At 44.9% G+C, this 16,119-nt stretch carries 13 protein-coding genes; 2 read left to right on the forward strand and 11 right to left on the reverse strand.

Annotated features, from left to right (window positions below):
* Positions 1-82 precede the first annotated feature (82 nt).
* Positions 83-703, forward strand: coding sequence for a heme-binding beta-barrel domain-containing protein (locus AC4MRV_RS06340; protein ID WP_491186584.1), 621 nt, complete (start codon positions 83-85; stop codon positions 701-703).
* A 98-nt stretch (positions 704-801) separates the two neighbouring features.
* Positions 802-1,704 carry an NAD(P)-dependent oxidoreductase gene (locus AC4MRV_RS06345; RefSeq protein WP_491186609.1) on the forward strand — a complete coding sequence of 301 codons (903 nt, stop codon included), beginning with the start codon at positions 802-804 and terminating at the stop codon, positions 1,702-1,704.
* Between the two features lie 182 nt (positions 1,705-1,886).
* On the opposite strand, the gene katG is transcribed toward AC4MRV_RS06345, so the two are convergent.
* The 11 genes from katG to AC4MRV_RS06400 form a co-directional block, all read right to left on the reverse strand.
* On the reverse strand, positions 1,887-4,058 hold the full coding sequence (gene katG, locus AC4MRV_RS06350; RefSeq protein ID WP_491186585.1) for a catalase/peroxidase HPI: 2,172 nt from the start codon (positions 4,056-4,058) through the stop codon (positions 1,887-1,889).
* 228 nt (positions 4,059-4,286) lie between these two features.
* Positions 4,287-4,904: a glutathione S-transferase family protein gene (locus tag AC4MRV_RS06355; RefSeq protein ID WP_491186586.1), complete on the reverse strand. Its 618-nt coding sequence runs from the start codon at positions 4,902-4,904 to the stop codon at positions 4,287-4,289.
* Between the two features lie 8 nt (positions 4,905-4,912).
* Entirely contained in the window at positions 4,913-5,947 is a 1,035-nt protein-coding gene (gene curA / locus AC4MRV_RS06360) for an NADPH-dependent curcumin/dihydrocurcumin reductase (RefSeq protein ID WP_491186587.1), read from the reverse strand.
* A 116-nt stretch (positions 5,948-6,063) separates the two neighbouring features.
* Positions 6,064-6,651: a TetR/AcrR family transcriptional regulator gene (locus tag AC4MRV_RS06365; RefSeq protein ID WP_491186588.1), complete on the reverse strand. Its 588-nt coding sequence runs from the start codon at positions 6,649-6,651 to the stop codon at positions 6,064-6,066.
* A 75-nt stretch (positions 6,652-6,726) separates the two neighbouring features.
* Positions 6,727-8,439: a sensor domain-containing diguanylate cyclase gene (locus AC4MRV_RS06370; RefSeq protein WP_491186589.1), complete on the reverse strand. Its 1,713-nt coding sequence runs from the start codon at positions 8,437-8,439 to the stop codon at positions 6,727-6,729.
* Between the two features lie 213 nt (positions 8,440-8,652).
* On the reverse strand, positions 8,653-8,967 hold the full coding sequence (gene yqfB, locus AC4MRV_RS06375) for a N(4)-acetylcytidine aminohydrolase (protein ID WP_491186590.1): 315 nt from the start codon (positions 8,965-8,967) through the stop codon (positions 8,653-8,655).
* 83 nt (positions 8,968-9,050) lie between these two features.
* Positions 9,051-11,336, reverse strand: coding sequence for an ATP-binding protein (locus AC4MRV_RS06380; protein WP_491186591.1), 2,286 nt, complete (start codon positions 11,334-11,336; stop codon positions 9,051-9,053).
* A 214-nt stretch (positions 11,337-11,550) separates the two neighbouring features.
* Positions 11,551-12,759 (reverse strand): DEAD/DEAH box helicase, encoded by a 1,209-nt coding sequence (locus AC4MRV_RS06385; protein ID WP_491186592.1) that lies wholly within the window; start codon positions 12,757-12,759, stop codon positions 11,551-11,553.
* Between the two features lie 81 nt (positions 12,760-12,840).
* Positions 12,841-13,278: a hypothetical protein gene (locus tag AC4MRV_RS06390; protein ID WP_491186593.1), complete on the reverse strand. Its 438-nt coding sequence runs from the start codon at positions 13,276-13,278 to the stop codon at positions 12,841-12,843.
* Positions 13,268-13,753, reverse strand: a complete 486-nt coding sequence (locus tag AC4MRV_RS06395) for an OsmC family protein (RefSeq protein ID WP_491186594.1) — start codon at positions 13,751-13,753, stop codon at positions 13,268-13,270. The genes AC4MRV_RS06390 and AC4MRV_RS06395 overlap by 11 nt, the downstream gene beginning before the upstream one ends.
* Positions 13,754-13,871: 118 nt before the next feature.
* Complete coding sequence (locus tag AC4MRV_RS06400) at positions 13,872-16,022, reverse strand: sensor domain-containing diguanylate cyclase (RefSeq protein WP_491186595.1); 2,151 nt, start codon at positions 16,020-16,022, stop codon at positions 13,872-13,874.
* Positions 16,023-16,119: the final 97 nt, after the last annotated feature.

Genomic DNA, 16,119 nt, shown 5'->3' on the forward strand with positions numbered 1-16,119 from the left:
TTAAAAAATGATCTTGGTTAATTAATTTAGCTGAAGTTAACTTATATTCCCTCAATCAAATAACACATTAAAGGGAATAATAATGAAGAAGCTCATCGTACTTAGTATTACAGCAGCAATATCTTTGCCTGCGTACGCTGACCATAATATGGTTGATGGAATGGACTTTGGTCCACTAGCACAACTTGTCGGCACATGGGAATCTTCGCCTTCTGGTGGTGTTGATATGTCACCCGCTCAAGAAGGAACAGAGCAAGGAAAAGGTGCACCAGCAGTGACGCCGTTTTATGAAGTGATGACCTTTGAAGTCGCGGCTGACGCAACTAATGCGAGTGACCAGTATTTGGTTGCATTATATTATAAGCAAGAAGTATTTAGAAAATCAGACGACTCTAAGTTCCATGACCAGCGTGGCTATTTAATTTATGATCAAGAAAATCAGAAAGTTTATAATTCATTTTGTGTACCAAGAACAACTTGTGTAACAGCAGAAGGTGACGCGGGAAATAATATGGTATTGAAGGCGTCAAAGCGAGGTATCGCTGAATCTGAATATATGACGGATAATGCCAAAACCACTGACTTTACTATGAATCTAAAAATAGAAGACGGTTCGTTGACCTACTCGCAAACAAGTTCACTAGAAATATATGGTTCAGCATTTGCTCACACGGATACGAGCACCTTAGTTAAGGTCAAATGATGTGATGATTTTCAATTAAGCCCCTTAAGGGGCTTTTTTACATTTACTTGCTTGAGAAGAAGGTTAATTTGTCCTCTTTTGTCTAGTAAACTGTCGAGATAAGAAAAAGTCACCGAGGGAAAGTTATGAGTAAATCAGTTTCGTTTATTGGATTGGGTGTGATGGGTTACCCAATGGCCGGTTATCTGAGTAAAGCGGGTTATTCTACAAAGGTCTACAACCGTACGATGCCTAAAGCTCAAACGTGGAGTGGAGAGTACCAAGGTGAAGCATGTGAGACGCCAAAGCAAGCAGCAGAAGGTTGTGATGTGGTGTTCGTATGTGTTGGTAATGACGATGATGTTCGCAGCGTTGTTTATGGTGAAGAGGGTATCTTAGCAGGGCTTAAGCCAGGAGCTGTATTGGTGGACCACACCACAACCTCGGCTGAGTTGGCAATAGAGCTTGCTAAAGCTGCGAAAGAAAACGGCAATGATTTTATTGATGCGCCTGTATCGGGTGGTCAAGCTGGCGCAGAGAATGGCGTGTTGACCATTATGTGCGGTGGCGATCAAAGCGTGTTTGATTCAGTCTCACCAGTCATGGATGTGTATGCAAAACAAATTTCTTTATTGGGAGAGAATGGTCAGGGCCAACGTTGTAAGATGGTTAACCAAATTTGCATTGGTGGCATTCTACAAGGTTTGAGCGAAGCGCTATTATTGGCTCAAAAGTCTGGCTTAGACGTTGAGCAAGTCGTAGAAACATTGAAACATGGTGCGGCGGGATCTTGGCAAATGGAAAACCGTGCAGTAACGATGTCTCAAGACAAGTTTGATTTTGGCTTTGCAATTGACTGGATGCGTAAAGACTTAGGCTTCTGCTTAAAAGAAGCGGAGCGCGTAGGTCTAGAACTGCCTTTGACGAAACAAGTTGACCAGCAGTACGCCGACCTACAGCAAGACGGTTTTGGTCGAATGGACACCTCGGTGCTATTTAAAGCGGTAGCTAAGAACCAATAAATAATGACCGAATAACGTGAACACTTCTGTTAGTAGTAAATAAACAGTTCTTTGGTATCAAATAACTTAAAGAAATTAAAATCACACATAGCCAACTCTCCTAGTAATGGAGGCGCTATATGCGCCTCCTTTCTCATGAAATGCGCTACTCATCTAACAGTAGTGCACATTCGTTGGTTTTTCTAATTTAAATCGAAACGATCGGCGTTCATTACCTTACTCCAAACAGAGATAAAGTCTTTTGCAAACTTCTCTTTGTTGTCATCTTGAGCGTATACCTCAGCGTATGCACGTAGAATCGAGTTAGAACCGAATACCAAATCAACGCGTGTTGCTGTCCATTTCTCTTCACCAGAAGTGCGCTCTACAATCGAATAAGAGTTACGGCCTGTTGGCTTCCAGCTGTAGCGCATATCCGTTAGGTTAACGAAGAAGTCGTTAGTTAATGCTCCAACTCGGTCAGTGAAGACACCATGCTGACTGTCGCCAAAGTTAGTACCCAGTACTCGCATACCACCAAGAAGAACAGTCATTTCTGGCGCTGTTAGTCCGAGTAGTTGTGCTTTATCTAGCATGAGCTCTTCTGGGCTCACTGCATAGTGCTGTTTTTGCCAGTTACGGAAGCCATCAGCCACAGGCTCAAGCACACTGAACGATTCAACATCTGTTTGCTCCAGTGTTGCATCACCACGACCGGCTGCAAATGGTACAGTGATGTCAAAACCCGCTTGTTTCGCTGCTTGTTCTACTGCCCAGCTACCTGCTAGCACAATGGTGTCAGCTACGCTTATGCCAGATTCTTGTGCAATGCCATCAAGTACTGGTAGCACTTTAGCGAGCTTTTCTGGTTCGTTACCTTCCCACTGGTTAAGTGGATCAAGACGAATACGAGCGCCGTTTGCACCACCACGTTTATCTGAATTACGGAATGTACGTGCGCTATCCCATGCAGTTGAAACCAATTCACCGATGCTCAACCCACTTGCTGCAATTTTTGCTTTCACGGCATCAACATCGTAGTCGCTGCGACCTGCTGGAACAGGATCTTGCCAAGTTAACTCTTCTGCTGGGACATCTGGGCCGAAGTAGCGAGCTTTAGGCCCCATATCACGGTGCGTTAACTTGAACCATGCACGAGCAAACGTGTCTGAGAAGTACGCTGGGTCGTTATAGAAACGTTCTGAAATCTTACGATATTCAGGATCGATTTTAAGCGCCATATCGGCATCGGTCATCATAGGGTTGTGACGAATCGATGGGTCTTCGACATCGACGGGTTTATCTTCGTCTTTAATTTCTACTGGTTCCCATTGCCATGCGCCTGCTGGACTCTTCGTCACTGCCCAGTCGTAAGTGAACAATAGGTGGAAGAAGCCGTTATCCCATTGAGTTGGATTGGTTGTCCAAGCGCCCTCAAGGCCACTGGTCACCGTGTCACGACCAATACCGCGAGATGTTTTGTTGTTCCAACCTAAACCTTGCTCATCAATATCTGCACGCTCTGGCTCTGCGCCAAGTTTGGAAGCATCACCATTACCGTGTGCTTTACCTACTGTGTGGCCTCCTGCGGTGAGTGCAACGGTCTCTTCGTCATTCATACCCATGCGAGCAAAGGTCTCGCGCATGTCTTTTGCGGTTTTTAGTGGGTCAGGGTTACCGTCAACACCTTCTGGGTTTACGTAGATAAGGCCCATCATTACTGCTGCAAGTGGATTTTCAAGATCACGCTCACCAGAGTAACGGCTGTTATCAGCGTTACTTTCTGCTAGCCATTCTTGCTCTGCGCCCCAGTAAATGTCTTTTTCTGGATGCCAGATATCTTCACGGCCAAAAGCAAAGCCAAAGGTTTCTAGACCCATTGATTCATAGGCCATGTTGCCTGCGAGAATCATTAAGTCTGCCCAGCTAATTTTGTTGCCGTATTTTTGCTTGATTGGCCACAGTAAACGGCGAGCTTTATCTAAGTTGCCGTTATCTGGCCATGAATTTAAAGGAGCAAATCTTTGGTTACCTGTATCGGCGCCACCACGACCATCACCGATGCGGTAGGTTCCCGCAGAGTGCCAAGCCATACGAATCATTAGACCACCGTAGTGACCCCAGTCAGCAGGCCACCATTCTTGGCTGTCAGTCATGAGTGCTTTTAGGTCAGCTTTGAGCGCTTCAACATCAAGCTTTTTCAACTCTTCTCGGTAGTTGAAATCAAGGCCCATTGGATTGGTTTTTTGGTCATGTTGATGAAGAATATCTAGGTTAAGCGCATTTGGCCACCAAGCGACATTTGAAGAATTAGCAGAGGTTGCTCCGCCATGCATGACCGGACATTGACCGCCGTTATTTTTGTTATGTTCCATGAGTTGCTCCTAGAGTGTCACAGCAAGTAAGTAGTGTGAGTTAAGAACCACGTTTGTTATGTGGTCTTTGCTGTAGTTAGAATAGGAGCTTCTGGCGGATTTATAAATCTGGTAATAGCTATACTTTCGATAGGTGTTTTCTATCGTAAATTAGGTAAAGAAATGGAGTAGAGATGAAAACCCTTGGGGAGGGGAAAGAGCGCCGCCATAAACAGCAGCGCCTAATGTTTATCCGTATTGAACTTCTAACTGCTCAGCTTTTTGCCATGCAGCATGAGTGGCAAGTTGTTTAGAGTATTGCGCAATGTTTGGGTAGCGCTCCGTTAGGCCGAATTTATTTAACGCTTCAACAATGAACGACATCATAATATCGGCACCGGTTAACTTATCGGCCACAAAGTAACGCTTGCCTTCTAGCGATTGGTCGACATAGCTCATCACTTTATCAAGCTCTAGCTCGGCATAGTCTGCAAGGAAGTTGGTTGGTGCTCCATCTTTAGCGACAAAAATCTTAAGTAGCAGTGGTAGTGCGGCCGAGCTTTCTGCGAAATGCAGCCATTGGATATATTCAACGTATTCGTCGCTATCCCGACTTGGTGCAAGGCGTTCTGCGGCATACTTACTGATCAAGTACTCTGTAATTGCGCCAGATTCTGTGATCACTCGACCTTGATCTTCAATCACAGGAGACTTTCCAAGTGGGTGAACAGACTTAAGCTCCGGTGGAGCAAGGAAGGTGACACTATCTCGTAGATAAGGGACGATCTTGTATTCCACTTCAAGCTCTTCGAGAAGCCAGATAATACGCTTAGAACGTGATTGGTTTAGGTGGTGTAAAGTAATCATGCTTGTTCCTATACTGGCTCGTTAGTTTTGATGACGAGTTTGCCAAAGTTCTTGCCTTCTAGTAGGCCAATGAAGGCTTCAGGTGCGTTTTCTAATCCTTCAACTAAATGCTCTCGATAGTGGATCTTTCCTTCTGATAGCCACTGGGTCATTTGTTGGGCAAACTCACCGTAACGGTGGGCATAGTCGTCAAAAATGATAAAGCCTTGCATCTTGATGCGTTTAATTAGCAGTTGTGCCATCAGCATAGACATACGATCAGGCCCTTCTGGCAGTGAGGTTGCATTGTATTGTGAAATCAGGCCACAAAGGGGAATGCGAGCGCCAGTGTTGAGTAGTGGCATAACAGCATCGAATACCTTACCACCAACATTTTCAAAGTAGACGTCGATGCCGTTGTGACAAGCAGCAGCGAGTTGCTCTGCGAAATCTTCAGCTTTGTGATCGATACATTCATCAAACCCTAGTTGCTCTTTCGCGTAACGGCATTTCTCTTCACCGCCTGCAACGCCAATCACTCGACATCCTTTTAATTTACCAATTTGTCCAACCATCGAACCCACAGCGCCAGTAGCCGCAGCCACAACTAAGGTATCGCCTTCTTTTGGTTGGCCGATGTCGAGCAGACCCATATAAGCGGTAAAGCCCGGCATACCCATTACACCCAGCGCGTATGATGGATGGCTTGGGTTCATGCCCATTTTAATCAAACCTTCGCCATCCGAAATGCCGTAGTCTTGCCAACCCGTGAACGCTAGTACCCATTCACCTTTATCAAAGTTGGGATGGTTTGATTCCATAACCTGACACACGCTGCCACCCACCATGGTTTCGCCAAGGGCGACAGGATCTGCGTAAGATTTCGCATCGCTCATTCGACCGCGCATGTAAGGGTCTAGTGAAAGATAAACACTACGTAACAGGATCTCACCTTGTGCCGGAGTTGGAATTTCAGCGTGTTCTAAACGAAAGTTGTCAGGAGTCGGTGCGCCAACAGGACGTGATGCCAAGACAATTTGGCGATGAATAGTAGGGTTAGACATGATTGTTATTCCTTATTAGACCGGTCGTCTAGTGGTTGTTTCAAAAAATCCCGTCTCAAAATAGACGGGAGATTTAACGATTCAATAGTTCTTCACTACGAGCCAATAGCTAGCAGCTAAATAGAGCTTAAACGCTGCTTAGTCGTCGCTAAGCACAATTCAAGATGAGATTGGTCTTGCACCAACTTATTGAGCAAACTTGCTCCTAGCCATTGCTGATAAAGTTGGCCAGCAACTTCGTGGCAATCGACTGGAGCAATGGAGCCATCATCCATACCTCGTTGCAGCGTAGTCGCGAGTGCTTGAATGATAAGCTCTGCACCGTTGGCAAGTGATACGCGCATGGTGTCGGAGAGATCAGAAACCTCAGCACTTAATTTTACAATCAGACACTTGTTAGCGTTGCAAACGCCATTATCCATCGCCAACCATCGTGAAAAGTAGTCAAGTAGACAGTTACGCCCACTCATTTCTGGCTGGTTGAGCACTAATTGGATTCGAGCCATGTAGCTGCGAACATACTCTTCAATTAAAGCTTCACCAAATTGCTCCTTCGACTTGAAGTAGTGGTAGAACGAGCCTTTCGGTACGTCGGCAGATTTTAATAGCTGCGCCAAACCGACCGCGGTAAAGCCTTTGTTAACGATGAGCTCATAACCAACATCTAAGATATGTTGGCGAGTGTCTTGAGTTTTTGCATTCATGGCGACAAGCATAAATGCGATTAGACCAGTCGTCTAGTGATTTTTGATCTTTATTCGCTCCTGAGTTCTGCGCCGTTATTCACTCTTTTTGAGTGGCAGTACCTCTGATGGGCCATCTTTAGTGCTCAACTTAGCCGGCTCACGTGTAATCTGACTGTGTATCGCTTGGCTACGTCCGTTGTCTTTTGCCTGGTATAACGCAGTATCAGCGGCTTTAATGATTTCATCGGTTGAACCGTTGAGATCAGGGAAGGTACAGACACCAATAGACACACCCAGTTGGCCAAGGGATAAGCCTTTCATATCCAAGTGAAGGTCACGAACTTCTTCGACGAGCAAGTGAGCGAGCTGCAATGAACTTTCTATATCCGTGTTAGGGCATATGACGGCAAGTTCTTCGCCACCAAGACGACAGGCAACCTGTGTTTCACTGATGCATCGGGTGAGTAAGTTCGCGACTTCTTTAAGCACATAGTCACCGGCATCGTGGCCAAAGTTATCGTTAAAGCGTTTGAAATGATCCAGGTCGAGCATCAGCAATGAGAGAGGTGAATTGTCTTGATTGGACTTTGACCATTCTGTGTCCATCGTTTCTTCAAAGTAGCGTCGGTTGTACAAGCCAGTTAATGGATCTCGCATCGCTTGTGAACGCAGTTTCTCTTGTAAGCTTAAGTTGGCTAGGGCTAGACCAAGGTGCTCCGCTAGCGTAAAGGCAAGCTGCTTGGTCTCTTCGGTGACATCAGTTTTTTGGGGATTAAAGTAAAGGTGAAACATCCCGACGGTGTTACCGTGAGCGGTGAGGGGAATGCACATCGTTGTCCCACTTTCATGACTATTCATGTGGGTACAAGCAAGGTTGTGGTGCCTCTCGTGAGACAGATGAAATTTACCCTTGCGCAATGCCCAGCAATCATTAGGAGCATATACTTTTGATGCTGGCCAATCGCCTCCCCAGTCGAGTTTTACCTCAAGTTGGTTGCGAGATTCGCGCATGATCGACACACAACCATTAATATCACCCAGCAATCGAGGGATAATATCAGCGACCACCACTTGCGCCTCTTTAATGCTGTTACAGGCGGCAAGCATATTCGCAAGCTGGTGGAGTAGTTCAATCTCTCGAGTACTTTTTTCGATGCGTTGTTCTTGTTGCTCACGCTCATATTTAACCACAGCGAAGATTTTTCGGTTACTGAACCAGGATGAGCAGATAAGCACAGCGAATGAGCAGGCCATTAAGGCAAAAAAGATGAGTTCGATATCTTTTGTCATTCCTGTAATCGAAGTGAGTGGCATAGCGAGGCGAATAACGTAATTTGTATCGTGGCCATGTTCATCCGGCGGAAGTTCTAGTTTTTTCGCTACATAGAGCAAATCTTGATTAATACTGTCACTGTGTCGTTTTGATATGCCAACCTCATCGGCTAAGGCACTAATGACCTCTGGACGGTTACTGTGATCTCCTAAGGCGCGTATTTCTCGATTAGAGAGTTGCGAATCACCTAAGACACGTCCTTCGCTATGGATAATGGTGAAGCGTTGCCCGAATCTGGATTGAGAGAGGTTGTCGATGAAAACATCAATTTCGGGTTGAGGCATATCATATAGATCCAGCTGCTTGTCCTGTACTTGGTGGGCAACATCATCAAGGAGGCTAGACATATAGCCGCTGACAATACGGGTAGTCCAAGACTCAACGGTGGTATGAAAATAGTATCCCCCAATCATCATAGAAAGCGCGAGAGCGACAATAGGTAAATACTGAAAGCGATTGAGAGAAGTCACCATGATAAGCCTTACCTTTATAAGAATAAAAATTGATAGGTTTTATGCTTATATAAATATAGCTGCATATTTTTTAGGTGTGATGGTAGAACTAAACTTTGGGATTAGAATCAAAGTTTGCCACTGGTGGAAGTTTGGATGCTTGGAAGAAAAGATAAATGGGCGAATTTTTAGAAAAACCGCTGTCGTATGGACACCACAGCGGATATTAGGGCGTTAGACTAGCTCGTAGCTGATCTCAAACAGAGTATTCGTATCAGGGTATATTTCACGAATTAGTTTTTTTAGTTTTGGCAGTTCGATGTATTCCTGCTCGGCATGAAATTCATTGATGTCGTCAAAGTGAAGTGGTTTGACTGACAAGATTTTCACATCACATACTTTTTGGTCTGTTTCTAACGTGTAGACTTCAACTTGCGTTCCGGGCACATAGTGAGATTCAGATTCATCACGAATCGTAATGGTCTTTTTACCAGACGCAACGAGTGGCGTTAAAAACTCGAAGAAAGTAATTTTAGTTGGTGCTTCCATTGCGTTACCTGCTTAGATTTATGAGTGAAAGCTCTAGATAATGGGAGCGGCATTTTAATTGAGTCACGCTCCTTTAGATAGTGCTATTGAGTGATCGCGGCCGCAGTATCTATTGATAGTGCGATTCGGGTCCCCTTGTTCACTTCACTTTTTACGTCAATCACACCTGCAAGTTTTTTGGTGCAGATATTGTAAACCATGTGCATACCTAGCCCAGTACCGCCTTTGGCTCTAAGAGTAGTAAAAAAGGGTTGGAAGATTTTCTTTTGGTTCTCAGCAGAAATTCCCACTCCATTGTCTTCTACGACAACATTAAGTTTGCCATTTTCTTCACGGGCATTAAGCATAATGACTCTCTCTTTCTGAGCTGTCTTACCGATAAAACCATGCAGAGCGCTATTGCCAATGAGCTCTTCTAATACACACTGCAAAGAAATAGGGGGTAAGAAGAGTTGCAATGACTCTTCACAATCGATATCTACATCAATCGATTTTTCAGACAAGGTGTTTTGGACATGAAGCACCGCATCATCGAGGATTTGCTTTAGATTGATGACTTTTGCTTCTTCAGTGGTCATTTTTTGATTGATTTGTTTTAGCTTGCTAACGAGCGAGACTGAACGATTGATATTACTGACGATCATTTCAACGCATTCGTTAGCAATTTGCAGGAATTGGTTGAGGTCGTCTGTCGTGATTGTTTTATCTGAGAACTTATTGGCCACATCGTCAAGCTGTTCACTGAGCAGGGATAAACTGGTCACAGATATGCCCAAAGGGGTATTTAGTTCATGTGCGACCCCAACAACCATTCCTGTCAGTGCGGACATCTTTTCCGCTTCCATTAATTGATCTTGTGTGCGTTTGAATTTTTCAATCAAAGTTTGAATGGAGTGCTCGTTGTCTTCGAGCTCAAGCGCTTTGTTTTCTATTTCATCTTCGACTTCATTAATCAGAGTTCGCAAGCTGACAATCATCGAGTGCAGAGAATTTGCCATAATGTCTTTGTCGCTGCTTGGTTCAATATCGATGTTGGTTAAATTGCCTTTCGCAACGTGATGTAAAACTTCGATATTTGACTCCAACCTATCCATCAAATGATTGAAGGACATCGCGACGTCACCTGCTTCTGTCCCTATTTCAACCGGGACACGTTTAGAGTAATCGCCATTTTTACTTATCGACTCGATAACTTGCAGTGTTTCTAGCCAACTCATTTTTACGCCATGCTCTGCAACATTGAGCCCAAGGCGTTCAGCTTGTTCGGTAACGCGGTGCATCTTGAAATACTTGAGTAAGTGGAAGCAAGCGTAGGAATTCACAACGGACCAAAGCAATATTGCCGATAATCCGATTAACTGTATTACCGTAGGCCAAAGTGAGTGGTGTTGCTCCGGATGCGTTATCGCTGTTCCGGCATAAAGAGTGCCGAGAATCCCGCAGAATAAATGGACAGGAATGGCTCCAACAGGATCATCGACGCGCAGCATGACCAGTAGCTTGTCACCGAAAAACACGGTAAGAGAGGCAATCATGCCAAGTAATACGACGTCAAGAGTCGTGAACAGATCTGCGCCCGCAGTGACGATCACTAAGCCACCTAATACGCTATTAAGTATCACAAATACGGGAATATGTTTGGCTTTGTGAACCAGAATCAACGCAACAAAGCCTGAAACGACACCGCACATCATGGTGTTAAACAAGACGGCTGCTACCCGTTCGTCAAATTGGTAAAAGCTACCGCCATTAAACCCCATCCAAGCAAACACCATCAAAAATACGCCGATGGTCACGAGTGTGTGGTTATAGGAGGGGATCTCGTTGACTTGCTGATTGCTTACAAATCGGTCTTTGCGAGGGCCAATAATAATCGTTCCAACTAAGCCAATCATGCCTCCAACGACATGAACGGTGGCACCACCAGCAAAATCATGGAAACCTAATTGATATAGCCAAGAGTTTGGGTTCCACGTCCAGTAGGAGACCACAGGATAGGTAAGTAATCCGATTAATGCGGAGGCATAGATATAGCCGCGAAAGCTCATTCGCTCTGCCACGCAGCCCGAAACAATGGTGGCTGCGGTTGCAACAAACATTAGGTTAAACATCAAGACAGGTAACTGATTGGCTTCTAATGGGAAAGTATCAAACGAAAACAGGGAGCTGCCTTGAGCTAGGTGAAATCCAACAAAGACATAGACAATGGAAACCACAAGAAAGTCGGCCATGTTTTTCATTGCGACATTGACTGAATTTTTGGCTCGAACGCACCCGGTTTCGACAAGGGTAAAGCCAGCCTGCATAAATAAAGCAATACACGTACACGCTAATAACCACAGAAGAGACACAAAATCAGTCCCAACCATATGTACCCCTTTAGTCTTACCTTCTTCCTAACAATAAGCGTAGACGATGGAGTAAAAATGCAGAACAGACTAGATGTTAACGATGACTCATTTTTATTAGAAACTGGACCATCGATTAGAGTGATTGGTTAGCAGGGCTTTGCGAAATTAATGGTGGGGAATGACTGCCGACGATTAGATCGTCGACAGTAAAGGTAAGCTAACTGCGTGATGATTATTGAGGGGTACGCTTATGCTTTGGGACATAGTTAAGGATTGAAATTGGCACAGGTTTACGAGGCTCAAATCCTTCGATTTCACGGCGCTCAATTAAGTGACCTAAGCGGCTTTCAATCATGCATAGATTCTTGAAATTGTCTTTTGACACAAACGAGATCGCTGCACCTTTTGCGTCCGCACGGCCTGTACGACCAATGCGGTGAACGTATTCATCAGCAGGGAAGGGTAGGTCGTAGTTAATGACGCGAGTGAGGCCTTCAATGTCGATACCCCGAGCGCCCACACCTGTTGCGATCATGTATTGAATCTTACCTGCTTTAAAGTCTTCAAGCAGTTGTTTACGAACAGCTTGGCTACGACCACTATGGAACGCTTCTGCCATAATGCCACGTTTCTCTAGCTGTGTAGCAAGCTTGGCTGCACCGTGTTTGGTTTCAATGAAGATCAATGCCTGATCCCAGTCATTTTCTTTAATCAGGTGGCTAAGCAGTGCTGACTTTTTATCTTTATCTACAGTGATAAGCCATTGTTCGATGTTTTTCTTAGACGCTTGGTTAGCGGCAATCGAAATCTCAAACGGGTTGTGTACGGCAGTTTTCGCTAAGTCTCGGACTTTGTTTGATAGCGTCGCCGAGAACAGTAAGTGCTGAATATCCGTTGGTAGGCGATCTAAGATCTTGTTAATGTCTTCGATAAAGCCCATGTCTAACATGCGGTCGGCTTCATCCATCACCAATACTTCGACTTCTTCAAAGTACACAGCGCGCTTGCCATACATATCAAGCAGTCGGCCAGGTGTTGCTATCAGAATATCGACACCTTCAATTAGTGCCTGTTTCTGTGGTTTTTCATCAACACCACCATACATAGCCAGTGAAGTCAGTGACAGGTTCTGCCCGTAATCACGTACTTTCTCATCAATTTGTTGAGCCAGCTCTCGAGTTGGCGCAAGGATCAAAGCACGGATGCGTTTCTTCTTCTGCGTTTCACCTTGTGCTAGCTTTTCGAGAATTGGGAGCACGAAACTTGCCGTTTTACCGGTACCAGTTTGCGCAGCAGCAATGAGATCTTCGCCATTTAGAATTGCTGGGATCGCTTTACTTTGAATCGTTGTCGGCTTGGTGTAACCGAGAGATTCGATAGCTTGGGTGATAGGTTGGCTAAGGCCTAATTTGGCAAAAGGCCCTGAGTTGGTAGAAGACATTGCAACACTCTGTATTGGGTTGGAACGAGGAATTTACTCCCCTTGATTGTCGCAGAGTGTACCAGAAAGCTCGGAGAGTGATTAGCTTTGTTTTTCGATGTACCACGTTCCTTTACAAGGGCCATTGGTGAGATGCCACTTACCTTGAATCTTGTTTTTACCTGCTTGACCGACAAAGCGATAGTCCCACTGACGATGACGAGCGTAAAGAATCAATTCGCCAGTCTCTTTTGCTACCCAGCCTTGAAGTGGAGTTCCGTTATAAGTCAGCATCAGGGTGGCAAAACCATCAACAATGTTCCCACTGATTGTTGTTCGTTCACACATGTTGTTGCCGGTTACATCGACTCGTCTACCTAGCCATTCGCCATCAAACTGTTTCGAGACCTCAAAGCCAGGCTGATCAGGAAGTTTAGGGAACGAATCAGGGTTGCTGGAGCCAAATAAGTTCGCTTGTTGTCCGACCAAAATAAACACCCCAAAACCGATAAAGGTGAAGAGCAGCGCTTTATTTTTCATGATTTGCCTCTAGTAAGATCTCGGTAGTGATCTCTGTTTTCACTGAGTTAGCGATGAAGCAATGCTGGTGAGCAAGGTGGTGCATCTTTTCCAATTGTTGGTAATTAGGTTTTTTGTCACCTGAAAAGCAGATCTTAGGTCGGAGAATAACTTTAGTGACCGAAGTATAGCCGTTGTCATCCTCCTCCATGGTGCCAATCGCTGAATCAACATAAGAGTCAATGACATAGCGGCGTTTTGCAGCAATACCAAGAAACGTAAGCATATGGCAGCTTGATATGGCGGCAATAAAGGCTTCTTCCGGGTCGACGTTTTCTTCTACAGACAGTGGCAAAGGAACAACATGTGGAGACGCCGAGGCGGGTACACTGACACCTCCATCAAATTCCCATTGATGGCCGCGGCTATATTGATTGTCGCTGAAAAGCTCGTCTTGCTTACGAGCCCAGCGGACAGTAGCGCCATAATTTGACATTGCTTTGCAACTCCATGATTCTCATCCAAACTCGATGGTATCGCGCGCAAGGAGGGACCGCGATAGGTAATCTAACCGAAGTTGGAAAAGGCCGACTCAGCTCACAGCCCTTTACTGTTTAGATGGCAGGGGAGGCGCTCTCTACTGTGCGAGATTTAATGCTGAACTGGTTTCTTCCCTGTTCTTTTACCTTGTAGAGCTCTTTATCCGCGAGATTGAACAAGATTTCAAAGCTCAAGTTGTCCCCCGACATTTGAGTGTAGTTTGCTGCGCCGATTGAGAGCGTTAGGTATTGGTGGCACTGAGATAAAGGATTAATCAACTCAAGCTGCTTAGTCGCCTTATGCAAAGATGAGATCTTTGATGTTAATTGCTCAGTGGTTTGACCGTAGCAGAGAACCAAGAACTCATCGCCACCGTATCTAAACAGGTAGTCATCTTGATGGTTGAATACTGCGCGCATTTGAGCTGCGACCTGCTTAAGCGCCAGATCCCCTTGGTGGTGGCCATGGAAATCATTAAATCCTTTATAAAAATCGATGTCGATCATCACGACAGCTAAAGGCTGATGCTGGCTGGCAGCTACTTGGGTAAGTTGAGGTGCAATGTCATCCAATTGATAACGGTTGTATAAGCTTGTAAGCGGATCTGTCTTGGACATCACTTCTAACTTTTGATTCGCTAACTGGAGTCGCTGGCGCTGGACATGGTTTTCTAGCGCGATCGCGATAAAGCTGGCAAGTTGTTCAAACAAACTTAAATGATGTTGTTGATACTGTCCTGTGAGCTTATGTTGTGTAGACAGTACACCAAGCACACGTTTACCAATCGTAATCGGTGTCAAAATGATGGACTGAACGGGTTTACTTTTGTCGAAGTTAACTTTGTCGCGGCGTTGACGGATCTCTCTTGGCACAAATGCATCTAACGCTTGCTCATTGATCTGATTGAGGTGCACAGTCGAGCGATTTTTGACCACATAAGTGCCAATAGAGTGTTCAGTCAAGCAGTTGATTTGAGTACTTGGTACATGGCCTGAGTGATCGTAAAAGTAGCAATAATCAAGGACATGTGTCGTGTCATCATAGAGAGCAATGCCGAACTCATCGGTTGGGAAGACCTGGCTGATTTTATCGAAGATACTCGGCAAGTGATCCGATAAGTTATCTGTGGTTGCGATGTATTGGCCCACTTCTGTAATTAAGCCAATATGCTCTTCCATTTTGGCAAGCAGAGTGCGTTCTTGCTCAGCTTTCGCTCTTTCTACATTGCTTAAAATCGCGCTGTGCTCTTTCGTTTGAGCAGCAGCATAAGCCAAATCAGTTGCATCGATTAAGCGTTTTTGCAACGTGACGACATTCGTTGTTTTGTGTTGTTTTGACTCAAGTTTTATTTGAGTTCTGCACAATAGGGCGTAAAAGCCGTAATTGCCCTTAGCCGTAATTTCTTGTTCCAAACTTCTGCAGATTTTTAATGCCTGTTCATTGTGATCGTGAAGCTCTAAAAATGCAGCAAAGTGAACCGCATTCTCGTGGCGGTTATGCGTATCGATAACTTGCTGATAGAGCTTATCGGCTTGCTCAAAGTTATCTATAACCTGCGAAGGTTGTCTGCTGGTATCCAACGCCATGATCTGAGCAATGTAGCCAAAAGCGATTGCTTCGATTCGACGATTATCAATTTGCTGGGCAATGCTTTTAGCGCTTTCTACATCGGTAAGAGCTTGCTCAAATTGACCCATATGACCAAGGGCGTAACCCATATTGAGCAAACAAATTGATTGGTTGACGTAGTTTCCGATCCGCCGGCCGCACTCTTCTCCCATCGAAGAAATGCTTAACGCGGACTCATACTGCTTAAGGCATAGGTGAAAGTCACTAATATTGGTATAGGCAAGTGAGCGGTAGTTATCATCAAGCAAATGGCTATTGTCTAGGACTACGCGATAAAGCTGATAAGCGCGTTGATAGTCTTCTCGATCAGCAAATATAGACCCCATAACTATATGGGTATGAAGGCGCAGTACTATGTCGGTAGAGGTACAATGGTTTAAGCACGCTTCATAGTGTTCGATGGCAGCATCAAGCTCATCATTGCGATCGTGCTTCAATCCAATCAAGAAGTGGTATTGCGCTTTAGGGAGTTCGAATTGGTGTTCATTGCAGATGTCATAAATGGATTGTTCAATGTGACGAAGCCCTTCGATTCCGTGGCAAAGTTGGGCTTGAGCAAACATGGCTTGAATTTGTTGTAATGCGATTGATGACATTGCTTCTCCTCAGTGGATTAGCAATTATACAGAATGGGTGGTCTAATTGTAAGGGTTGAAACTAAAAGGTAATTAATCGTTAAGATAGATTTCTGTT

It is taken from the genome of Vibrio sp. (assembly GCF_984391705.1).